Origin of the sequence: Bacillus cereus group sp. N24 (genome assembly GCF_016483345.1) — a bacterium.
GTDB classification, from domain to species: domain Bacteria; phylum Bacillota; class Bacilli; order Bacillales; family Bacillaceae_G; genus Bacillus_A; species Bacillus_A toyonensis.
Window position 1 is genome coordinate 56,423 of sequence record NZ_JAEHCA010000007.1, and the last position, 23,099, is coordinate 79,521.

A 23,099-nucleotide genomic window follows, 5' to 3' on the forward strand; every position below is an offset into this window, starting at 1 on the left:
CCCATTTGTATCTACCTCATAAAGTTCCTTGCTTATACAAAATTATAATTTTCTTTTTCAGTGAAAACCTCTTCATGAATATAAATGCCGCGCTTTTCTAGTTCATCAAAAACAAGTTGTGGGTTTTCGAAAGCTTCTTCAGGCGTAACAACACCCATTTTATTTACATTCCCATTTGCAATTAACTCGGTAGCAATTCCAAATGGAATACCGACGTTTCTCGTATAAGCTCTTAAATTTTCCCATCCTACAATAGATCCATCAGATAACGGATGTGTATGATATAATACATGTCTCTGTTTCTCATTATTTTTCATACCTACTACTTCTACATGAAGTGCATAACCGTATACTTCCGTCTCTTGACCTTCTTTCGATTGTAATAAATACTGCGAAATACAATCCATAATGCCAATTTCTTTCCCGTTTATTTCAATTTGATCATTACGCAATATGCCGTAATCATATAAAGCACGTACGAGCTGCATATTTTTCTTTGGCCAAGTTCCTCTCGTCTCTATCAGTTTGACACCTTTATTTTCTAGTGCCTTTGCTAACGTAATCGTTTCAGAATGCGGAATGATATACTGCATTGTTTTACCATAAGGCGCTGGCAATTCAATTTCTCTTGGTCGCGCAAAAGGCGGTACTTGCTTAAACTTACCATCTTCATATACTGTACGCGATGGTAAATTTGGATCATATTCATATGTCGTTGTTTCTGTAATTGATGCAGAAAAAGCAATTGGACGATACGAACCGTGACTTACACGAACATACTCTACAGTATCTAGCTGATTTGCTGCATGCATGGCCATCATTTGCGTTACACCTGGTGTCATACCAAATCCGGGTAAACATGTTTTTTCATTTTGAACAAATATAGCATGTGATTCATTTTCTTCACCAAATCCATTCAAATTCACACCGTGACACCCAGCTTCCGCAATACAACGAGTAGACAATCCATTTAACTTTATCGTCGTACCATCCATTACAATGTCATAGCCTTTCATTTTTGCAACTGTATCCTCATGATTTGTCACATCGACTTTCACAAAATCAACACGAGGATCGTTGAGCCATTCTACTACTTTACGGCCTTCTTCTTCGTTAAAATCGGCTACTGTAATCGTCTCAAAAGATGAAAATTGAACTAAATCCAAAATCGCTTCACGACAAATTTTACCTGCTCCACCTAAGCAAAATACTTTCAACCTATAACAACTCCTTTGGCGATACTATCAACTAAACGATTTATATCTTCCTCATGTACATCACCGATATTTCCAATACGGAACGTATCTACTTTCGAAATTTTCCCTGGATAAATTACAAATCCATACCTCTTTAACTCGTTATATAACTCCTGAAATTCAAATCCCTCTGGGTAAATAAACGATGTAATAATAGGAGATTGATATTTTTCATCTACTAATGACTTAAATCCAATTCCTTCCATTCTGTTCACCAATAATTTTTGATTGCTATAATATCGATTGCAACGTGCTCTTACTCCGCCCTCTTTTTCTAGTTCAAGCAAGGCTTGATAAAAAGCGTGTACAACATGCGTAGGTGAAGTAAAACGCCATTTCCCATTTTGCTCTTCCATCGTTTCCCATTGATCATATAAATCAAGAGATAAAGAGCGTGCTTGCCCTTTACACTTTAATAATTCATCACGATTTGCGATAACAAAACCAAATCCAGGAACACCTTGAATACATTTATTCGCACTACTAATTAAAAAATCAATTTGCAAATCAGCAATGTCTATTTCAATCCCGCCGAAACTACTCATTGCATCAACAATTGTAACCTTCTCGTATCGCTTTCCTAATTTACATACATCTACAATTGGATTAATAATACCTGTAGTTGTTTCACAATGAACTACTGCAATATGAGTAATCTCTTTATCTTCTTGCAATAACTTTTCTACTTCTGCAATATTAGTAGGTTCCCACTCCTCTGTTTGACTCACGACCACATTTATATGTAACATCTCTGCCATTTGCACAATCCTCTTACCGTATGCACCATTTGTACAAACAAGAAGCTTTCCGTTTTTAGGAACGACAGAACCAATCACTGCTTCAACTGAAAACGTACCGCTTCCTTGCATTAAAACCGTTGTATATTTCTCTTCTTCTTTCGTTGCTAACGATACAAGTTTAGCCCTTACATCTTGCACCATTGTGTTATATTCAACATCCCATGTACACCAATCGTATAGCATAACTTCTTTTACCGTTTTTGTTGTCGTCAATGGTCCTGGCGTTAATAATAAGTAGTGATTTCCATTCATGATCCTTTGCCCCTTTTATGAAATAATAAGTTCTTGTTTCTCGATATGTTCAATTACGTTCTCGAGTTCTTGCATCGTTTCAATCGTAAAATGAGCTCCGTTTTCAACGAAACGATTACGAACTACTTCCATCTTTTCATGAAGTTCTACCGGATCCATAGTTTCAACTTCCCACTCGCTTAAGCCGAGCTCGCTACTACCGAGAATTACGCCAACAGTCCACATCCCAGCATTTCTGCCCTCGTTCATATCTGACACCGTGTCTCCCACTTTTATCATATGATTCATCGGATACACACCAAGTTCCATCGCATTTTTATAGCACATCCACGGGTACGGACGACCTGCTGGAACATCATCTGGCGTCACAAGAAAATCAGGTTTATACCCTTGTAATTTTGCTTCTTTTGCAACAATATCCATCATTTCTCTCGTATAGCCAGTTGTTGAGCCAATTTTAATGCCTCTTTTACGTAATGAAGCCATCACTTCTCTTATCCCATCAATTGGCGTGGCATAGTTTGGCAGAATAGCAAAGAGAATTTCTTCAAATTCTTTATACATCTCATGAATGTCTGCTTCTGTTGGTAATTGTCCGAAAACACGCTTCCACTCATTCGCAATACGAGGCATTTCTGTTAGTGCTCTTACATGATCTATTTTTAATAATCCCATTGGCTTACGTGCTTCTTCTGCTGTAACTTCAACACCACGTTTATGAAAAATTTTCATGAATACTTCCAGTGGTGCAAAACATCCGTAATCAACTGTCGTACCTGCCCAATCAAAAATAACTGCTTCTATTTTCATTCTATCCATCACCCTTCTTATTTATCTCGCTGTTCGCCAGGCAGTAAGACTCCCCCTCGCAAAGAAGTTAGGCGGGAATCATGCTGCCTTAAAAGTCCGATTGGTTCAACTATTAATCAGCGGGGGATGCCCCCACTGATTAAAGTTTCACTTTATCTTTGTTGCCATTTTGACGTTCGGTTACGAAGTGCTTTCGTTCCCCATTCATATACAACTCTTACTACAATATTAGTAACAACAACAAGTACACTCATCGCAGCTGCTGGTGCCACATTTCCTGCATCATCCATATTTACAATTGACACAGCAGCTAGTTTAAAATCAGCTGCGTATAGGAATACAACTGCCGAGACAGTCACCATGGAATTTACGAAATAGTACATTACCATTTCTAAAATGGCTGGTAGACACATCGGTACCGTAACTCGAAAGAATGTTTTATAAAACGGGATCCCCATCGACTGTGAAACTAGTTCAAACTCTCGATCTAATTTCTTTAAAGCTGTCGTTGCCGTAACAAATGTTACAGAATAAAAGTGAATGATATTAACTAGTACTAACACAGCAATTGTTCCGTATAGAGAATGAAACGGGTTCGTTACGGAAAGTCCAAATATTTGTATTGTTGGTTGACTAAAGAAGAAAACGTAGCCTAACCCAAGTACTAAACCTGGTATTGCTAAAGGTACGATAGAGAAAAAGTAACCTGTTTTTCGGAAAAATTGTAGTTGGTCTATTTTCTCAATTGCATACGCGAACACAAATGTTAAAATTGCCCCAATAACCGCTGTAACCGCTGAAACAATTACACTATTTTTAAACGCTTCAAGTCCATCTCCCGTTAAACTTGAAAAATTAAAATGCTCAAATGTAAAACTCATATTATACGGCCATACTTTTACACTTGCAGCAATACCAACTGCAACGAATAAAAGAATAATCATAAGCGTTATTACGCTACAATATACGAACGAAATAACATCTCTTTTCTTATTATTTATTATTCTGTAAGGTACTGCTTTTGAAGATAAAAAATTCGCCTGTTTTCTTTGCGTAATACGATCAACTGCAAAAGCAAAGATAGCTGGGATTAATAAAATCATTCCGACAGTTGCCCCCATTGGCATATTTTGCTGTCCAATTACTTGTTTATATACGTCAGTAGCAAGCACATTATATTGTCCTCCTACAATTTTTGGCGCCCCAAAATCAGTGAAACTAAGTGTAAATACAACGAACATTGCACTAATTAATCCGTACTTTACACTAGGTAAAGTAACAGTAAGAAACTGCTTTGTTTTACTCGCTCCTAACATATTAGAAGCTTCATATAAACGATAGTCAGATCCTTGAAAAGCAATTAATAAAATAAGGAATGCTTGCGGAAATGTATACATAACTTCAGCCATTACAATTCCTACCGGTCCATATAAAGGGATTTGTATACCTTCAAATAAACCAAACATTCCTTTCGTTACTAGCCCTTGATTACCAAATAAATATGTAAGTGCTATACCGTGCATCATCGTTGGCGCGAATAATGGTAATAACGCTACGTACTGAAATATGCGCTTTCCAAAAACATTCGTACGAGCGATCGCATATGCGTAAATGAAAGCGAGTGTAACGGAAATAATTGTTGTCGCGCCCGAAATCCATATCGTATTTTGTAATGATTGAACTAAAGTTGATGTTGTGAAATATTTACTGAAATTCGCAACACCAACGAAAGCTCCATCTTTATCGTAAAAGGCTTGTGTAAACAATTGTAATAAAGGCAATACAAGTATGATAAGAAATGAAAGAAGCATACCGATAATTACTAGTCTCTGTATCCACTCTTCTTTACCGATACGTCTCTTAATCTTTTTTTTCGTATTTTCTACCTGATAATTTTCTAACATCTCCATCTATACAATGACCTTCTTTCCATATGACAACATATGATTTTCTGAGAAAGAGATTTGAATTTGCTTTCCTTTCCTAATAGAAGTTGCTTCTACTTCTGATGCCAATATATCCACTACGATTTTCTCGTTATAAAGGTGTGTTTTCTCTTCTATGACCCGCACTTCCGTCCGGTATACAGCCCCCCGGAATTCCATGCTTTCTACAACAGTTTTCATACCATTATTGTGCACAACTGTTACATGTTCAGGACGAATTGCGTGTTCTTCATTATTTTTCGAAAAGAAATTAATAGAACCAATAAAATCTGCCACAAACGGATTGGCTGGTCTTTGGTAAATCTCCTCTGGTGTTCCAATCTGCATAATTTCCGCATGATTCATTACAACAATTTTATCAGCCATCGTTAATGCCTCTTCTTGATCATGCGTTACCATAATAGTTGTTACTCCGACTTTTTCTTGCAAATCACGCATTTCTCTACGCAACTTTTCACGCACTTTTGCATCTAAAGCAGATAACGGCTCATCTAGTAACAAAATATCGGGAGACAGAGCGAGCGCACGTGCAAGTGCTACTCGCTGCTGTTGTCCACCAGATATTTGAGCAGGATATTTATCTTTTACATTCAGTAAGTCAACAAGTTCTAACGCCAATAGCGCTTTCTCTTTTACTTCTGCTTTTTCATATTTTTTTGTCTTTAAGCCGTATTCAATGTTTTCAAGCGCCGTTAAATTCGGAAATAATGCATACGATTGAAAAACCATTCCGAAGTTCCGCTTACCAGGCGGCAATGCTGTAATATCTTTTCCATTCACAGCTATACTACCTGTTGTCGCTTCTTCTAACCCTGCTAAAATGCGAAGCAACGTCGTTTTCCCACAACCACTCGGTCCTAATAAACAAACAAACTCATTTTTTTTCACTGTAAAAGAAATATCTTTTAACGCTGTAAATGTATCAAACTGTTTTTGAATGTGTTGAATTGATAAATATTCGCTCATTTTTCTCTCTCCCACTCACTTACTTTTTCGGTTCTGCTTTTTGACCAAACTCTTTTTCCCAACGCTCTAAAATTTTGTCGCGATTTTCTGCTGCCCATTTAAAGTCATTCTTTTTGTATAACTTTTCTGTCACATCTTTCGGGAATCCATCTGGAAGTTTATAGTCATTTTTAATTGTCGCAAATCCATTTTTCTCGAAGTATAACTTCATTACATCATCTGTAATTGCCCAGTCTAAAAACGCTTGTGCTAATTTATCATTTTTCGCATTATCTTTCTTAATAAGTGCATTCGCTTCTACTTCCCAGCCTAGTCCTTCTTTCGGCAGTACAACTTCAACTGGTGCACCTTTTTGTTTCTCTTTTAAAGCGCTATAAACCATTGACACACCAACTGGATATTCACCTGCACCTGCTAATTTCGCTGGTTTTGAACCGGAATGCGTATAAGATGCCATATTATCATGAAGTTTTTTCATGTAATCCCAGCCCTTATCTTCACCCATAATTTGCAACCATGCAGAAACTGTTAAAAATCCTGTTCCAGAAGAAGCTGGATGTGGCATAACAAGTGTTCCTTTATATTCTGGTTTCGTTAAATCTTCATATGATTCTGGCATCGGTAAATTTTTCTTCTTTAATTCTTCTTTATTTACAGCAATCCCCGTCATAAACGCAGTATTACCTACCCATTTTTCAGGTTTCTTATCATCTTTAAATTGCGGAAGGACACGATCCGCTCCTTTTGGAGAGTATTCTTTTAACATATCTTTTTTCTCTAAAGCTAATAGACTAGACGCCGCAGTTCCCCACACAACATCTGCTTGTGTATTTTTTCCTTCAGCTAGCAATTTCGCTGTAATAACTCCTGTTGAATCACGAACAATGTTCAACTTCACATCCGGGTATTTCTTTTTGAAAGAATCAAGATAAATCGGTACAAGCTCTTCTTCAATCGCTGTGTAAACAGTTAACGATCCAGATAATTTATCATCTTTCACTTTTGCTCCAGCACTTTCTTCTTTCTTTGCACCACACCCCATTAATAACGAAAATACCATTCCAGTTGCTACAGCTTTAAAGATTGTTTTTTTCACTGTCTCTCTCTCCTTTTACAAATCTTATGTACAACTCAAATATAAACAATTAGTGTAAAAGCAGTATTAAACCAACATTAATCTTTTGTTTGTTGTTTGTTTTTGTGTAATACGTTGCTACTTCTATGTTTTTTCACATTTTTCTGCTAATAGAAAATATTAAATTTACAAATAATTAAAAAAACCTTTATAATCCCACAAAAAAACGAGGCGTTTGTAAAAAACGCCTCATTTTTGTTTACCTTTTTTTGAATTTCGATTTGCATACTTTGCACTGTTTTCTCCTTCATACTCTAATGCAAATTCTGCATCTGGTAAGCTTTCTTTCGGAGTTTTATTATTGTTAATTGCTGCATTTTGTTTCACTTTTCTTTTTACCAATACGTTCACCTGCTCTCAAGAAATTACTTTCTACTCTAGTTTGGAGCAATCTGAAATAACTATTACTGGCAAGTGTTAACAAGTACATAAGAGCTTATAGATGGAAATACTACATACGAACAAACCTTTACAAAAAGGAGCGATTACTTTGAAAGAGAAAGAAACAATCCAATCGCCAATTTTAGACGAGACGCTCCCTCATCAAATGAACTTCCCTTCTTTTAAAGGAACAGGAAAAAAGATGCAACAACCTTTTGTAAATCAATATGATGTTGTAATTGGAGACAGTAAATACAATTCCGAGAACAGCCCCTTAAACAATTGGAGTGATGAGGTAGACCCTGCCATTATGGCTGGGGATGAATGGATCCATCCTACAAATGATATCGGGTGGATTGCAGAAGAAAATCAAGAATTACTTAAAAAAGAAGTTGATAATAAAAACGACGCTTTTATGCATCCCCAATTCGGAATTAACGATTAAAAAAACCATTCTACCTAACGCAGGTAGAATGGTTTCATACTATCCAATAATAATTCTTTCTTTCGGATATTTATAGCGAGGTGGTTGTTCTCTTCCACCACTAGCTAATATAAATGTTAAAATACCGACGCGTCCGATAAACATAAGTACAATAAGTACAAGTTTACCCACAGTTGTTAAATCTGGCGTAATACCTGTCGATAAACCTGTCGTCCCGAAAGCAGAACAAACTTCAACGATCAAGCTCATAAGCGGTACATTTTCCGTAATGGATAAAATAAATAGTGCTGTGGCACATAATAATATCCCCATCGTCATAACGACAGATGCTTTTAATACATCCTCTTCATGTAGCTGTCGTTTAAAGACTCGAACCGTTCTACCGCCCCTTGCAAATGTATATAACGATAATATACTAACCGCAAATGTTGTCGTACGTATCCCGCCCCCAACCGAACTTGGAGATGCTCCAATAAACATTAATATACTCATAAATAAAAGCGTTGGTTGTGACAATTCACGTATATCCATTGTAGCGAGTCCACCGCTTCGCGTCGTCACAGATTGGAATAACGTATAGAAAACCGTTTCATGCCATGACTTTCCTACTAAAAAATGATTTCGTTCTAGTAAAAAAATCATGATGGTTCCAACAACAACAAGTGCAAAAAATGTTGTTGTCGTCAATTTTGTAAATAACGAAAAACGAAAAAGTTGTTCTCTCTTCTTACTAAGAAATTGCTTCACTTCCATTAACACAGGGAAGCCAATCGCTCCTAAAATAATGAGTAACATATGAATCATTTGAACGATATAATCTTTTTTGTACGGGATTAGCGATTGTCCTGTTAAATCGAATCCACCGTTCGTCGTTGCACTAACAGCGGCAAAGAAACCGTGAAAATAAGCTTCTTGCCAAGTCGGAAAGTACAGTAAAAATCTTGTACCTAACAGGATTGCTCCAATGATTTCTATCGAAATAATTACAATTAAAATAGAACGCATTAATTCTACAAGACCCGATAAATTTCCTTGATTATGGTCTGCCATAATTAATCTTCTTCGCTGCAAACCAATCTTTTTACCCGTTATAATCCAAACGAATGTGCCAAGTGCCATGATGCCTAATCCGCCTAATTGTAAAATTAGAGCTAATACAATAATTCCTGCTGTTGTAAACGTATCTGAAATCGTAACAACTGAAAGTCCTGTAACACTTACCGCACTAACAGATGTAAATAGGGCATCGATAAATGTCCATTTCACACCATCCTTCGTAACAAATGGTAAACTAAGTAATATTACCGATACGACTACTGCTAATAAATAAAACAAAACAATAAGTTGTACGGGACGTAATTTTTGTAAAAACTTTTTTATATCTCTCATTCCATCACTTCGCTACCTTTTTTCTATCGATTAAATAAAGAAAAATCATCACTTTCTTTATTTGTAAATAACTGCTGAAATAGTTTTGCAAATACCATTCCGTATACAGTTCCATTTCCCCCATATGGCAGTGCGTAATATAAATTATGTATCTTTTTATCTTCTTTTAAAATAGGGAGACCATCATGACTACCACCAAATGCTGCTGCCCAATAATACTCTGCCTGTATATTATTAAACTGCGGGAACATTTCTTTTACAATATTAATAAGGATATCACGCTTATGCAATAATTTCGTATCGCCGATATTTTGAATTTTCAACGCCTCATCTAATCCGCCTACAATAATGCGGTTTTGATACGTTCGAAAATATAGGTAAGGCCGTGCCGTTTCCCAAATTAATGATTTCTCATGCCAACCTTCGAACTGATCTATCTTATTTGTAACAACTGCATAAGACGTTTCTACTGTTGTATTTTTTTCTTTCTTTCCAAAAAGCGCTTCATAACCTGTCGCCATAATAATATTCTTTGCTACTATTTTATTTCCTGTTTTTGTGTAACAAATTAAATCATTTTGAATTTGTTTAATATGTATTGCCTCTGTATGTTCATATATAGTAGCACCCATTTGCTTTGCTTTATGCAAAAGACTATGTGCTAACAAATATGGATTCACTTCTGCGTCACCGCTTGTATATAATGCTGCTTGTTTTGCAAATGAATAACGTTTCTTAATATCAGACTCTGTAAAATATTCAACCGGAAATTCATAATAGCGTAACGTATTATATTCTTCTTGTAAAAATGAAATATCCTCATCTCTACTCGCATAATACAAACTATTTCGCGGAATAAAATGGGGATCAATATCGAGAGTCGGTACAACCTTCTCCATTGTTCTAAGGGCTTCATAACAAAGCCTATATGCCCGTACCCCTTTTACTTTCCCAAATGTATGAATAAGAGAGGTTAACGATTTATCATGAAGAAATTGTAATAAACCTGTATTGGCAGCTGTGCTACCACATGCAATTGCTCTTTTTTCAATAAGCGTAACACGCATTCCTATCTTCGCTAATGAATACGCTATATGAGCACCCGCTTCGCCACTTCCGACTACGAGCACATCACATATCATATCATTTTCTAACGTTGGATAACAAGGTACAGAAACTCCTCTATTCCAAAACAACTTACCAGTCATAAGCTTCATAATTATACTCCTAAAATGTAAATTTCTCCTTTCTATGTTTTGTTATTTTCCATAAAAAAATCCAACTAACACAACGCTAGTTGGATTTTTTATTTTTAATTGGAACGCTCTTCAAGCCAATTTCCAATCGTCGGATATGTTTGTTTTACAGCTGTTCCACCGTAAACGATAGACATATGCCCTGTTGGTAAACATACATATTGTTTATCTGTGCTAGAAATATGATCTAGTAAAGCTTCTACTTGACATGGCAGAGCGATATGATCACGTTTCCCGGAAATATTTAAGACATTCGCCTTAATATTTGCAAGGTCTACCTTTTGTCCACGAATAACGAGTTCACCTTTAACCAATTTATTATTTTGATAAAAATCACGAATCCACTGTCTGTATGATTCACCCGGGAACGGAATGCCATCGCCAACCCACTTTTGAACTAATTTCCAGCTTTCGACGAAGCGCTCATTTTCTGAACGATCAACTAAAGCAACGTATGGACCAACAAAATTCGTAATTGGTTTTAACATCTTATTTCCGAAATCAATCATTTCCGGCGGAATATTTCCGAATGTATCAACCGCCTTATCTAAATTGAAATATTTCTCATCTAATAAAGGACCATATAATCCTGTTTCAGAGAAATCGAAAGGACTTGTCATAAAAATTAAGTTACGAATTGGCATATGCGGATGAAGTGCCGCATAAATAGACGTTAGCGTTCCACCCATGCAATAACCAAGTAAAGAAATCTCATCCGATTTTGCAGTTCGCATTACTTTTTTCACTGCTTTTGCAATATAATCGAACACGAAATCATCAAATTTCAAATGACTATCTTCTAAACCAAATGTACCCCAATCAAGCATATACACATCAAAACCACGATCTACTAAATATTCCACTAAACTATTTCCAGAAGTTAAATCCATAATATATGGCTTATTAATAAGAGCATATATTAATAAGATTGGTACTCTCTGTGTTTTTTCTTGTTTTGGAATGTAACGATAAAGCTTCGTTTTATTCTTCGTCCAAATAACCTCTTTCGGTGTTAAACCAACTTGTGGTTCTGGTTCGCGTAATAAAATTTCGCTCGCTCTTTTCACACGGCGATATGCTTTGCGATATTCTTCTGGGTACAACTCCAATTGCTTTTCCCATTCTGTTACGAATGTAGTCATTTTTCTATCTCCTTTTCGGTCGATTTCTTTCTAAAAAAAGAAGTGCATTCCTGATATGGATATGCACTTTTTTCTTACTTCATTACATGTATAATCCACCGTTAATGTTTAATTGCTGACCAGTGATATACGCACCGTCACGGCATAGGTATACTACACCTTTTGCAATTTCATCAGCTTGTCCAAAACGTTTTTTCGGGATTTTCGCAACGATTTTTTGACGCACTTCTTCTGGTACCTCTGCTACCATTTCAGTATCGATAAATCCTGGGCAAATTGCGTTTACAGTTACATTTGTTTTTGCAAGTTCTAACGCTAATGATTTTGTAAATCCTAGCATACCTGCTTTTGCTGCTGAGTAGTTTGTTTGTCCAAATCCACCAGCTTGACCAATAATAGAAGAAATACTAATGATTCTTCCTTCTTCTGCTTCCGATATGTATGGAAGTACCGCACTTGTCGTATTAAATACACTACTTAAGTTCACGTCAATTACGCGCTCCCAATCTTCACGATTTAATTTTTTGAATGTACGATCTCTTGTAATACCAGCATTATTAACAAGAATATCAACTTTACCAAAATGATTCACAGCTTCTTCTACAAGTCGGTTTGCATCTTCTACTTTAGAAACATCCGCTTGAACTGCATAAACGTCATGCCCTTCTTTTCCTAGTTCATTTACTAAGTTTTCAGCTGCTTCTTTACTGCTGTTATAGTTAATAACTACTTTTGCTCCCTCTTGTGCTAATGCTACTGTAATTGCTTTTCCAATTCCTTTTGCCCCACCTGTTACGATTGCTACTTTGCCATTTAATTGAACCATTTCTTTTCCCCCTTAAATGAATTTGTGAACAATTATTATGAATCATTTTGGTACCCATACTAATAGAGTCCATATATTAATTATGTTTCGTTGTTTATACGTGAAAACGAGATTCTCCCTCTCTCTTTTACACGTTGTAAACAAACGCTATTATCATTTTTTATTTTCTGGCTTATTCGCCGGCTTTACTTCTTCTTTTACAGGTACTTGTAGTTTAGCTAGTACTGCATTTTGCTTTTCTAGCAATTCTAAAATTTGATCAACTTTCGTTTCTAACGTGCGAATATCTTGTTTTACTTTCGTAACATCACGCTTTAATGTAGGAGCTTGTCCTAACGAATCCACTTTCTCTTCTAGAACTTCCTCAATATTATCAACTTTATTTTCTAAGTTAATAACAAGCGTAGCTACTCTAGCGATATCCTCTTTCGTTGGCACGTTCACTTGTTCTAAATAACTTTTTGTCGTATCATTTAATGCTTTTTGATAAAACAAATTCAAGTCTAGAACGCTGCCCATCCAAGCAGAATATTCTTCTGTTTTAATTGTTTCATTGAGCGCTTTTCCCCAAAATGTTTCGGTTTGTTCATAAGCATTTTTCCATGCTTGCAATGGATCGAATTTTTGATCAATCACTTCGCCTACACTCCCTTTTTTGTTTTTGAAACAATTCAACCTATTCACTATTTTCTAATATTCTGAATAAAACTTCAAGTCTATATTTTATTTTTCTTTATTTTCCAACAAATGTATTGACATTAAAAACAGATAGGTGTAAATTGCACTTATAAGCAAAAAATTCCATCTAACTGATTCATGAGGTGATGTACAATCATGCTACATAATGAACCAGAACACCCAGAAAGTTTGGAAAAAAACCAAGCGAAACAACCAAACTCCATGCCAAAAAACTTCTTAGTTCCTTTCTTACTTCTCTGTCTAAAAGACTGGAGTCTTCATGGTTACAAACTCATTCAAATGCTAATGGACATCGGCTTTTCTTCTGTTGACCAAGGTAATGTTTATAGAACACTACGCAAGTTAGAAAAAGAAAACCTTATTTCTTCTACTTGGGATACAAGCGATGGAGGGCCAGCAAAAAGAATTTATTCTTTAACTGAATATGGAGAGCAATATTTATCAACATGTGCGACTTCTTTTGAACATTATCAAAATATGTTGCGGACGTTTTTCACGTTATACACCAATGCATTCTTTCCATTTTCTACTTCTCCAGAAAAGGATGAAAAGGATTCTTCATCTTCACCTGGTGGTACAGCAGAGTAATCTGCGTTCACAATATGCAAAAAAACATTTGGAGGTCAAACAATGGAAACTAAACCATACGAATTAGTCGATGCATTTTGGAAAAACTGGTCTCAATCTCTTTCCCTCTTCTCTTCAGCTGGGAAACAATTAGAGCAACTTACTTTAGAAACGTTAAAACAACAACAAGACGCTTTGCATAAATTAACATCAGGAGTAAATGAACTAGAAAAAGAACTACAACAATTCACAGCTCAATTCAATAACCAATATACAGATTACGTGAAGCAATTAACTGGAAACTCCTTAAATGATCAAATTAACGAGTGGCAAGGGAAATGGAATGAGCTTTCTACTCAAATGCATCAACTTACTGTTTCTCCTACAAAAACATCTTTGTCTATTCTTACTCAAACTAGCGGTCAATTTGAAGAAACAACAAAACACTTTATTGAACAACAACAATCGCAACGCGAAGAGGTTCAAAAACAGTTAGAAGTTTTTTTGGGAGAGTTCAAGTCCAAACAACTAGAACTCGCAAAGCAGTTCGAGGAAAACTCAAAAAATCTATTTACTTCCATCAAGTAAGAAAAATGTGGCAACTAACTGCAGCACAAACAAAACTCTTTCTTCCTCCTACTACATCAAGATGGCTTACATTTTTCGATATGGAAAAGAAGGAGGACAAAATGAATCCATTTCAAGAAGCACAAACTGTTCCGGAGCTTCGTTATGATGAGATTCAAGTCGGTGATCAAGCATCTCTAACAAAAACAATTACGGATGAGGACGTTATCAATTTTGCAAAATTGACTGGAGATGTAAATCCTATTCATATTTTAGACTCTTTTGCAAAAACGACAATGTTTAAAGAACGTATTGCTCACGGTATGCTCGTTTCAAGTTTTATTTCTACCGTTCTTGGAACGAAACTCCCAGGAAAAAATACGATTTATTTATCCCAAAACGTTTCATTCCGTGCTCCTGTCAAAATCGGCGATACACTTCGTGTAGTGGCAGAAGTCATTAAAAAACGGGATGATAAGAAAATCATTACATTACAAACAAACATCTACAATCAATCCGATGATATTGTCGTGGAAGGTACAGCGACAATACTGAAAAAAGAGTAGCAAATTTGCTACTCTTTTTTCTATCCAAGAACTTCTAATCACACCGATTACTTCCGGGTATGAGTACATCGTTTCCACATAAAATAACGTTACCAGTTTAGATAGTACTTAACTTGGCTGAACTGGACTACTCAAAAGGATGTGTGTCAACATGGTAAAAACAAACAAATTACTAGTTCCAGGTGCAGAACAAGCACTTGAACAATTTAAATATGAAATTGCACAAGAATTCGGTGTTAGCTTAGGCTCAGATACAGCATCTCGTTCTAACGGTTCCGTTGGCGGTGAAGTAACAAAACGTCTTGTTGCTTTAGCTCAACAACAATTACGCGGATAATACTATAACATATGGCTTAGAGGCAGATATTCTCTGCCTCTTTCTATTTGCAACATACATAATAGCACTTTTTCACATACTAGTAAGAACAAACTGAAAGGAACGATATGTGAGATGAAACGGATTAATATTAGCATGAGCCCTCCTCGTGTTCTTACTTTATCTTTTATTGTATTATCAATTGTCGGCACATGCTTATTAAAACTACCAATTGCTACAACAACATCTATTTCATGGCTCGATGCCTTATTTACAACGGTTTCTGCTTGTACAGTTACAGGGCTTGGTGTTGTGGACACTGGAAAAGTATTTACCTTATTTGGTCAATGTGTAATTTTAACACTTATACAAGTTGGCGGTCTTGGCATTATGAGCTTCGCTGTTTTAATTGCAATTATGCTTGGCAGAAAAATCGGTCTTCAGAATCGCATTTTGTTACAACAAGCACTAAATCAAACGAATATCGGCGGTGTCATTCGTCTTGCCAAAGCATTATTTCTATTCTCTTTTACAGTAGAATGTATTGCTACTTTGCTCCTCTCTTTTGAATGGGTACCAAAATACGGAATTGCTAAAGGGTTCTATTATAGTTTTTTTCATTCGATCTCTGCCTTTAACAACGCTGGTTTTTCTGTGTGGAGCGATAATTTAATGTCCCATTCTCATAGTATTCTCGTCAATCTCGTTATTTCTTCTCTCATAATTTTAGGTGGAATCGGTTTTACAGTGATTATAGATATAAAAAGAAAAAAGAACTTTAAAAACCTTACATTACATTCAAAACTCATGCTCTCTTCTACTCTAATCGTCAATATTATTGCTACCGTTTTTATTTTCATATTCGAGTTCCATAATTCTCTTTCTATGAGAGGTTTTACCCCATTTGAAGAAGGAATGGCTGCTTATTTCCAAGCAATTTCAACGCGCACTGCCGGATTTAATACCGTTGATATTTCTGCATTAACAAAACCTTCCCTTTTATTAATGATGCTTCTTATGTTTATTGGTGCTGGTAGTGCTTCAACTGGTGGTGGAATTAAGTTAACAACATTTTTAATTATGTTTTTTGGCGTATTTAAATTTTTACAAGAACAAGATGATATTGTTGTGTTTAAAAAATCCATTAAAGATACGCTCATTGTCAAATCATTGACCATTACTATTATTTCCATTTCATTTATCTTTGCTGCTATTTTAATTTTAAGTATTACTGAGCGAGTTCCTCTATTGATGAGTGCTTTCGAAGTATTTTCAGCATTTGGAACAGTCGGTCTCAGTATGAATTTAACGCCACACTTAACGATAATTGGAAAAGCTATTATTATCTTTATGATGTTTTTTGGAAAAATGGGACCATTAACATTGGCTTTTTCATTTGCACGCAAAAAGAACCGGAAAATAAAATATCCGAACGAAGATATTTTAACAGGTTGACAACCGTATAAATTATCCATATAATGAGAGTACAATAGCATATCTCCAAAGGGGAGTAGCGTCCAAGAATATTTCTTGGAAACAAAGTCGTCATTACGTAGAACTTAGTTCTTCCGGCTTTGTTGGCATTTTTATTACATATGTCTAGCAAGACCTTTGCCTATTAACGGCAGAGGTCTTTTTTGTATTCATTACCAAATTCTTCCAAAGTTAATAGGCAGGAGTATGGGGAAACTAAATAGTGGGGAAATTCTTCACTTATTTAGTACTTATAGAAATGAGAGGAGAATGTACATGGATGTATCATTATTATTGGAGTATGGTTGGGTATTACTCATCCTGATTGCACTTGAGGGGATTTTAGCGGCTGATAACGCGCTTGTTCTTGCAATTATGGTAAAACATTTACCAGAAGAAAAACGTAAAAAAGCACTATTTTACGGATTAGCGGGGGCATTTGTTTTCCGATTCGGATCGTTATTTATGATTTCGTTCTTAGTCGATGTATGGCAAGTGCAAGCAATCGGTGCTATTTACCTTATGTTTATCGCTGGTAATCACTTATTTAAAACGTATGTTAAAAAGAATACGGATGAAGACACAGAAGAAAAAGAAGCAAAGAAAAAACAAGAGAATTTTTGGTGGACTGTATTTAAAGTCGAGGTTGCTGATATCGCCTTTGCAGTTGATTCAATTTTAGCTGCTGTTGCATTAGCAATGACTTTACCGAAAACAGGACTAGGTACAATTGGTAGTCTTGATACTGGGCAATTCGTTGTTATCTTTGTAGGTGGACTTATTGGATTAATCATTATGCGATTTGCAGCAACTGCTTTCGTACAAATATTAAAACGTAAACCAGGACTTGAAACTGCAGCATTCTTAATTGTAGGTTGGGTTGGTGTGAAGTTAGCAATCTATACATTAGCACACCCTGCATTAAATGTAATTCCGCATTCATTCCCAGAATCTACTCCGTGGAAACTTACATTCTGGATTGTATTAGTTGGAATCGCAGTTGGCGGTTGGTTCTTCTCGAAAGAAGTAGAAGTAAAAGTAGAAAAGAATTTAGACGAAAAAGCGCTGTAATTACAGCGCTTTTTCTTTTTTATTTCAATTCCCTCTCTATTTTTAGAAAAAATTCCATTATACTACCTTTTGTAATCGCTTTCTTATTTTATGTATGTCCTTTTTGTGAAACATTGCACAAACTTATTGAAACTGTGAACGAATCCATGTACTTTATTCATATAAGGAGTATTTATAGAAGATTTACTAAAGGAGCGTATGACTCATGCTAGAACAAGGATTAGATTATGTTGTCAAACTGGCTAAGAGCAAAAAGAAAATGCTAGATATAAATCCGATGCAATATTTCATTCGTGCTGCACTTGCGGGCATTTATATCGGTTTTATTATTGTACTATGTTTTAAATTAGGTAACTTTTTTCACATTGCAGATTCACCAGCAACTTATTTAGCTGCTTCCATGTTTTTCGGGATTGCCCTCGTACTTATTATATATGGTGGTGCTGAATTATTTACTGGAAATACAATGTACTTCACAGTAGCAACTTTAAGAAAAGAAACAACGATTTCTGATACACTTCGCAACTGGATTGCATGTTATGCAGGTAACTTAGCGGGTGCTTTATTCTTTGCCTTACTATTTTACGCAACTGGCATTTTCGAAGCGATTGATCACGGTCATTTAATGAATAAAGTAGTTGAAGGAAAGATGAATACACCTACAATGCAATTATTCTTTAAAGCAATTTTATGTAACTGGCTTGTCTGTCTTGCCTGCTTCTTACCTTCTCAAGTGAAAGGTGACACAGCCAAAATATTAATGATGATGATGCTCGTTTTCACTTTCTTTTTATCTGGTTATGAGCATAGCATTGCAAACTTATCACTGTTTGCTTTATCTTTAGTATCACCACATCCTGAGACAATTTCTTTTGCAGGCGCTATTCATAACTTAATTCCAGTTACAATCGGTAACATTATTGGCGGGTCCGTATTTGTCGGTATGGTATATCACTACTTAACAAAGAAAACACCTGATGTTAAACAGGAAGAGACTGTAATCGCAGCAGCTCAACAAGAAGAGATTATTCCTTTACAAGCACATATGAAACATTAAAAACTCCAAAGTTAGACTTTGGAGTTTTTAGCTCCCCACATATTTCACAATAATACTTGCTTCAATCTCTCCTTGTTCTTTTCCACCCTCTATTCTTTGTTTCATCTTATCCATACCAATGACATCATTTGTGTGAAAGTGGATTTCCTTAACATATAATCCCTCTTTACAAAAAATATTTACGAAATCAAATCCATTACTCTGCCGCCATCCCATATTAAAGTCGAGAGAAATAATATTTACCTCATTCTCCCTAACAAATTGCAAGGCAGTTTCTACTGTAGTTGCGGGCACATATCCGAACGGACAACTTCTTTGATCATCCATATATATATTCATTCTCTATCCCCCTCTATTTTGAATACACAATTAATACATAACATATTGCTCCAAGACTAATAAAAGGGCCAAATGGAATTGGTTTACTTGCTTCTATACGCTTTAATAAAATACCCATCCCGAAAAAACAAAGACTAAAATAAGACGCTAAAAATAAAATAATAAAAACCCCTTTCAATCCCACTATAAATCCAAGTAGCGAGAGTAATTTTATATCACCTCCACCAAGCCCTTCTGGATATATCTTTTGCATACAATATAACAAAAAGAGTATAACCCCACTACCAACTATACTATCTATCCACGTAACTAACGGTACAAAAATACATTCTAAAATAAGCAGAAAAGCAAACGAAATTAAAATACGATCAGGAATTAACATATATATATAATCTGTAACGGAAATAATAAGAAGTAACGAAAAAAGCGATAAAATGATGAGAAGCTCTCGTTCTACTCCAATCATATATACAGTAAGAAAAAATATTGTACCGGTTACAAATTCAAATACTACGTACAGAATCGGAATTCCCCTCTTACAATTCGTACAGCGCCCTCTTTGTATACAAAATGAAATGATTGGAATTAGTTCTTTTGGCTTTAGTACATACTTACAATAATGACAATGCGAACGCGGTGTAATAATAGACTCGCCTAAAGGAACCCTTATTGCGATTAGCATAAAAAAAGAACCAAACACCATACCCACTAACAATGCATATATATAAGTGAACATCCCTTCCTCTCCTTTCCAAAAGAACATAACAAAAAAAGGAGAGAACTTCTACTTCATATTATCCTTTATTCTACTAAAAAAGCAGGCCATTTTCTGGCCTGCTTTCCCCTCTTTTATACGATGAAATATACCGCTTTTAATGGTCCGTGTACTCCGACAACAAGATTCATTTCAATGTCAGCAGAGTTACTAGGTCCTGTAATAAAGTTAATACAAGATGCCGCTGTCTCGCCATTTTCTACACGTGAGTTCATATCCTGAACTGCTTGCGTAATACGAGGCACAAGTGTTTCACGTGGAATAATAGCAAAGTATACAGTCGGTAAAAAGTGTAAAGAACGTCCTTGCCCTTTATGACTTTGTACAACAATTGTACCAGATTCAGCTAATGTATAATCACTAAATGCAATACCGATATTCGCTTTTTCAGCTATACGCATATTTTCGTCTTTTCTCTCTGGATCCCATACGTTTACTTCAATGTCTCGCTTTGGAAGTTCTTCTTTAAATAAAGATGTTAAACCATATGCATCAAAGCGTTCATCTGCTGATAATAAAATAGGTCCCCCGCCGTTTTCCATGATTACTTTTTGAAGGTCTTCATACAAACGGTCATTTGTCGTTTCTACTACAGTTGTATGAATGTTTGTACATTGCTTTTTAAATACTTCTAGTAATTCTTCTTGTGAATAATCTTTTAACGTTTCTATATTCACATTACTTTTCCATACTGGACGCTCGACACCTTCTCTTTTACGCGCACGCCCAAGTTCTTTTGCAATGTTATCTAGAAAGGAATCACGGTTTTGAATTAATCCTGCCATTATTTATTCCCGCCTTTCTTATGATCTTTATACCAATCACGGAATCTTTCTTTACTTGGCGCTGGGAATTCACGAATATCCGTCCAGTTTTTAAGTGGTCCAACACCTTTTGATACACGGTTACCAGATGTGAATGGACTCATTGCTGCTGGTGCCATTTTTGAGCCCATTTTGTATAATGCAGCTGAAGAAGCACCCATACTAAACATTTTCATCGCTAATTTTTCTGCAAGTGGCGCACGTCCTTCTTGTTCAACGATTACTTGGCGATGCTTTAATAATAAATCATGTAATGGAATTTTTACTGGACAAGCCTCTGTACATGCTCCGCATAAACTAGATGCATAAGGAAGCTCTTTGTAATCATCATATCCACCTAAAAGTGGTGTTAATACCGCACCGATTGGTCCTGAGTAAATCGATCCATATGAATGTCCACCAACGTGACGATATACAGGACATACATTTACACAAGCTGCGCAACGAATACATTGCAATACTGAACGGAATTCAGATCCAAGAATTTGAGAACGACCATTATCAACAACAACTAAATGGAACTCTTCAGGTCCATCAACTTCCTCTTCTTGAATTGGTCCTGCTACTGTTACATAACTTGTTAACTTTTGACCTACCGCACTACGGCATAGTAAACCAACTAAAACATCTAACTCTTCCATTGTCGGAACCATACGTTCCATACCCATTACTGCTATTTGTGTTTTCGGAATTGACATAACAAGATCCGCATTACCTTCGTTCGTTACTAAACAAAGAGATCCCGTATTTGCAACAGCGAAGTTACAACCCGTCACACCAATTTCCGCATCCATAAATTTCTCACGAAGTTGTTTACGAACAAACTTTGTCATCTCATATGGATCATCAGAATTTTCATAGCCAAGTTTTTCTTTAAATACATCGCGAATTTGCGTTCTATTTTTATGAAGTGCAGGCGCAATAATATGTGAAGGTGGATCGTTATCTACTTGCAAGATATACTCTCCTAAGTCACTTTCTAACACTTCACAGCCAATTTCTTCAAGCGCATGGTTCATACTAATTTCTTCTGTTACCATCGACTTTGATTTCACTACTTTTTTCGCTTGTTTCTTTTTCGCGACGTCTTGAATATACTTTGCTGCTTCCTCTTTCGTTTTCGCAAAGTACACATGGCCGCCTCTTTTTGATACATTTTCACTTAACTGCATTAAGTAATAATCAAGATTTTCTAACGTATGTTGACGAATTTGTTCACCTAGTTCACGCCACTCTTCCCAGTTTCCCAATTCGTCCGCTGCTTTTAATCGATTCGTATATAAACGCGTTTGTGCAGAAGATACTGCTCCACGCATAAACGAATCTTGAATTCCATCGCCTACGCGATCATTAAATTTTTTCTCACTGATTTTCATAGACATAGCTTATGTTCCCCCTTCATGAGCGACTATTCAGTACCTCAGCAATATGCATTACTTTTACTTCTTTTCCTAAACGCTCAATTCGTCCGCCAATGTTTAACAAACACCCACAATCTGCACCGATTAAATAATCAGCACCTGTTTCCATTACACTATCTACTTTTTCATCTACCATTTGCTCAGAAATCGGAGTCATCTTAACTGAAAACGTTCCCCCAAACCCACAACAATTTTGCACGTTTGGCAGTTCTCTCACAGTTAATCCTTTTACATTAGACAATAAAATTCCTGGTGCCTCTTTTACTCCAAGCAGGCGTGTCATATGACAAGACTTATGAATAGTAGCTATTCCTGGTAAACTTGCACCAACATCTGTCACTTTTAAAACATCTACAATAAATTGTGTAAATTCATATGTTTTATCAGCAACCTTTTGTGCACGTTTAGCCCATTTCGGGTCATCTTTAAAAACATGCGGATACTCATGAAACATTGTCGCACAAGAGCCAGATGGCGTAACGATATATTCTGCATCTTCGAAAGTTTCAATCATATGTTTCATCGCTTCTCTTGCTGCTTCTACATGGCCGCTATTATAAGCAGGCTGACCACAACAAACTTGTGCTTCCGGAAATTCAATTTCACAACCTAAACGCTCCAATACTTCAACTGTTGCTTTACCGACATTTGTTTCAAACATATCGACTAAACAAGTAACAAATAAAGTAACTTTCATAATTATTACTCCCCCTCTTTACAACTTCGCCAACAAACATATGGTCATCAGATGACTTAAGAGAGAAGAAATAGGCTCAACCATGGCCTATCCTCTCCCTTTTCTAAAGAAAACGCTTACTTA

25 protein-coding genes and 1 riboswitch are annotated in these 23,099 nt (G+C 36.0%); of the genes, 8 read left to right on the forward strand and 17 right to left on the reverse strand.

Annotated features, from left to right (window positions below; all coding sequences use genetic code 11):
* Positions 1 to 32: 32 nt before the first annotated feature.
* The 7 genes from JDS95_RS12875 to JDS95_RS12905 form a co-directional block, all read right to left on the reverse strand.
* A complete protein-coding gene (locus JDS95_RS12875; protein WP_085450003.1) occupies positions 33 to 1,217 on the reverse strand; it encodes a saccharopine dehydrogenase family protein in 1,185 nt (394 codons plus the stop codon).
* Entirely contained in the window at positions 1,214 to 2,308 is a 1,095-nt protein-coding gene (phnW, locus tag JDS95_RS12880; protein ID WP_001014014.1) for a 2-aminoethylphosphonate--pyruvate transaminase, read from the reverse strand. Before phnW ends, JDS95_RS12875 begins: the two co-directional genes overlap by 4 nt.
* 15 nt (positions 2,309 to 2,323) lie before the next feature.
* Positions 2,324 to 3,118: a phosphonoacetaldehyde hydrolase gene (phnX, locus tag JDS95_RS12885; RefSeq protein WP_000687390.1), complete on the reverse strand. Its 795-nt coding sequence runs from the start codon at positions 3,116 to 3,118 to the stop codon at positions 2,324 to 2,326.
* A gap of 152 nt (positions 3,119 to 3,270) precedes the next feature.
* Positions 3,271 to 5,028, reverse strand: a complete 1,758-nt coding sequence (locus tag JDS95_RS12890) for a putative 2-aminoethylphosphonate ABC transporter permease subunit (RefSeq protein ID WP_000425539.1) — start codon at positions 5,026 to 5,028, stop codon at positions 3,271 to 3,273.
* On the reverse strand, positions 5,029 to 6,030 hold the full coding sequence (locus JDS95_RS12895; protein ID WP_000006203.1) for a putative 2-aminoethylphosphonate ABC transporter ATP-binding protein: 1,002 nt from the start codon (positions 6,028 to 6,030) through the stop codon (positions 5,029 to 5,031). It lies immediately after the preceding gene.
* Positions 6,031 to 6,049: 19 nt separating this feature from the next.
* Positions 6,050 to 7,126 (reverse strand): putative 2-aminoethylphosphonate ABC transporter substrate-binding protein, encoded by a 1,077-nt coding sequence (locus tag JDS95_RS12900; protein WP_000750902.1) that lies wholly within the window; start codon positions 7,124 to 7,126, stop codon positions 6,050 to 6,052.
* A gap of 228 nt (positions 7,127 to 7,354) precedes the next feature.
* Positions 7,355 to 7,507: a hypothetical protein gene (locus JDS95_RS12905; protein ID WP_000240799.1), complete on the reverse strand. Its 153-nt coding sequence runs from the start codon at positions 7,505 to 7,507 to the stop codon at positions 7,355 to 7,357.
* 100 nt (positions 7,508 to 7,607) lie between these two features.
* Between JDS95_RS12905 and JDS95_RS12910 the strand changes: the two genes are divergently transcribed.
* Complete coding sequence (locus tag JDS95_RS12910) at positions 7,608 to 7,991, forward strand: DUF3905 domain-containing protein (protein WP_000404293.1); 384 nt, start codon at positions 7,608 to 7,610, stop codon at positions 7,989 to 7,991.
* A gap of 39 nt (positions 7,992 to 8,030) precedes the next feature.
* On the opposite strand, the gene JDS95_RS12915 is transcribed toward JDS95_RS12910, so the two are convergent.
* From JDS95_RS12915 to phaR, 5 genes are all read right to left on the reverse strand, one after another.
* Positions 8,031 to 9,380 carry a TrkH family potassium uptake protein gene (locus JDS95_RS12915; RefSeq protein ID WP_001204701.1) on the reverse strand — a complete coding sequence of 450 codons (1,350 nt, stop codon included), beginning with the start codon at positions 9,378 to 9,380 and terminating at the stop codon, positions 8,031 to 8,033.
* 23 nt (positions 9,381 to 9,403) lie between these two features.
* Complete coding sequence (locus tag JDS95_RS12920) at positions 9,404 to 10,597, reverse strand: NAD(P)/FAD-dependent oxidoreductase (protein WP_000772554.1); 1,194 nt, start codon at positions 10,595 to 10,597, stop codon at positions 9,404 to 9,406.
* A 95-nt stretch (positions 10,598 to 10,692) separates the two neighbouring features.
* On the reverse strand, positions 10,693 to 11,778 hold the full coding sequence (phaC, locus tag JDS95_RS12925; protein ID WP_199690533.1) for a class III poly(R)-hydroxyalkanoic acid synthase subunit PhaC: 1,086 nt from the start codon (positions 11,776 to 11,778) through the stop codon (positions 10,693 to 10,695).
* Positions 11,779 to 11,860: 82 nt separating this feature from the next.
* Positions 11,861 to 12,604: an acetoacetyl-CoA reductase gene (locus JDS95_RS12930; RefSeq protein WP_000250411.1), complete on the reverse strand. Its 744-nt coding sequence runs from the start codon at positions 12,602 to 12,604 to the stop codon at positions 11,861 to 11,863.
* Positions 12,605 to 12,757: 153 nt separating this feature from the next.
* Entirely contained in the window at positions 12,758 to 13,240 is a 483-nt protein-coding gene (gene phaR / locus JDS95_RS12935) for a polyhydroxyalkanoic acid synthase subunit PhaR (protein WP_000566960.1), read from the reverse strand.
* A gap of 198 nt (positions 13,241 to 13,438) precedes the next feature.
* On the opposite strand from phaR, the gene phaQ reads away from it, so the two are divergent.
* The 7 genes from phaQ to JDS95_RS12970 all read left to right on the forward strand — a co-directional run bounded on the left by phaQ (position 13,439) and on the right by JDS95_RS12970 (position 18,920).
* Positions 13,439 to 13,891, forward strand: a complete 453-nt coding sequence (phaQ, locus tag JDS95_RS12940) for a poly-beta-hydroxybutyrate-responsive repressor (RefSeq protein WP_000903016.1) — start codon at positions 13,439 to 13,441, stop codon at positions 13,889 to 13,891.
* A gap of 42 nt (positions 13,892 to 13,933) precedes the next feature.
* Positions 13,934 to 14,458: a polyhydroxyalkanoic acid inclusion protein PhaP gene (phaP, locus tag JDS95_RS12945; RefSeq protein ID WP_000448600.1), complete on the forward strand. Its 525-nt coding sequence runs from the start codon at positions 13,934 to 13,936 to the stop codon at positions 14,456 to 14,458.
* Between the two features lie 101 nt (positions 14,459 to 14,559).
* Positions 14,560 to 15,003, forward strand: a complete 444-nt coding sequence (locus tag JDS95_RS12950; RefSeq protein WP_001067920.1) for a MaoC family dehydratase — start codon at positions 14,560 to 14,562, stop codon at positions 15,001 to 15,003.
* A gap of 151 nt (positions 15,004 to 15,154) precedes the next feature.
* Complete coding sequence (locus JDS95_RS12955) at positions 15,155 to 15,340, forward strand: alpha/beta-type small acid-soluble spore protein (protein ID WP_000241211.1); 186 nt, start codon at positions 15,155 to 15,157, stop codon at positions 15,338 to 15,340.
* Positions 15,341 to 15,454: 114 nt separating this feature from the next.
* Positions 15,455 to 16,774: a TrkH family potassium uptake protein gene (locus tag JDS95_RS12960; protein WP_000822351.1), complete on the forward strand. Its 1,320-nt coding sequence runs from the start codon at positions 15,455 to 15,457 to the stop codon at positions 16,772 to 16,774.
* 38 nt (positions 16,775 to 16,812) lie between these two features.
* Positions 16,813 to 16,978: riboswitch (yybP-ykoY riboswitch) on the forward strand.
* 90 nt (positions 16,979 to 17,068) lie between these two features.
* Entirely contained in the window at positions 17,069 to 17,863 is a 795-nt protein-coding gene (locus tag JDS95_RS12965; RefSeq protein ID WP_000383309.1) for a TerC family protein, read from the forward strand.
* A 205-nt stretch (positions 17,864 to 18,068) separates the two neighbouring features.
* Positions 18,069 to 18,920 carry a formate/nitrite transporter family protein gene (locus JDS95_RS12970; protein WP_000893032.1) on the forward strand — a complete coding sequence of 284 codons (852 nt, stop codon included), beginning with the start codon at positions 18,069 to 18,071 and terminating at the stop codon, positions 18,918 to 18,920.
* Between the two features lie 27 nt (positions 18,921 to 18,947).
* Here the strand turns inward: JDS95_RS12970 and JDS95_RS12975 are convergent, their stop codons facing one another.
* From JDS95_RS12975 to JDS95_RS12995, 5 genes are all read right to left on the reverse strand, one after another.
* Positions 18,948 to 19,259: a cyclic-phosphate processing receiver domain-containing protein gene (locus tag JDS95_RS12975; RefSeq protein ID WP_001028944.1), complete on the reverse strand. Its 312-nt coding sequence runs from the start codon at positions 19,257 to 19,259 to the stop codon at positions 18,948 to 18,950.
* 13 nt (positions 19,260 to 19,272) lie between these two features.
* Positions 19,273 to 20,022 (reverse strand): prepilin peptidase, encoded by a 750-nt coding sequence (locus JDS95_RS12980; protein ID WP_015000258.1) that lies wholly within the window; start codon positions 20,020 to 20,022, stop codon positions 19,273 to 19,275.
* A gap of 86 nt (positions 20,023 to 20,108) precedes the next feature.
* Positions 20,109 to 20,819 (reverse strand): LutC/YkgG family protein, encoded by a 711-nt coding sequence (locus JDS95_RS12985; RefSeq protein WP_000907756.1) that lies wholly within the window; start codon positions 20,817 to 20,819, stop codon positions 20,109 to 20,111.
* A complete protein-coding gene (locus JDS95_RS12990) occupies positions 20,819 to 22,240 on the reverse strand; it encodes a LutB/LldF family L-lactate oxidation iron-sulfur protein (RefSeq protein ID WP_000061931.1) in 1,422 nt (473 codons plus the stop codon). Before JDS95_RS12990 ends, JDS95_RS12985 begins: the two co-directional genes overlap by 1 nt.
* Positions 22,241 to 22,256: 16 nt before the next feature.
* Positions 22,257 to 22,976, reverse strand: coding sequence for a (Fe-S)-binding protein (locus JDS95_RS12995; RefSeq protein ID WP_199690534.1), 720 nt, complete (start codon positions 22,974 to 22,976; stop codon positions 22,257 to 22,259).
* Positions 22,977 to 23,099: the final 123 nt, after the last annotated feature.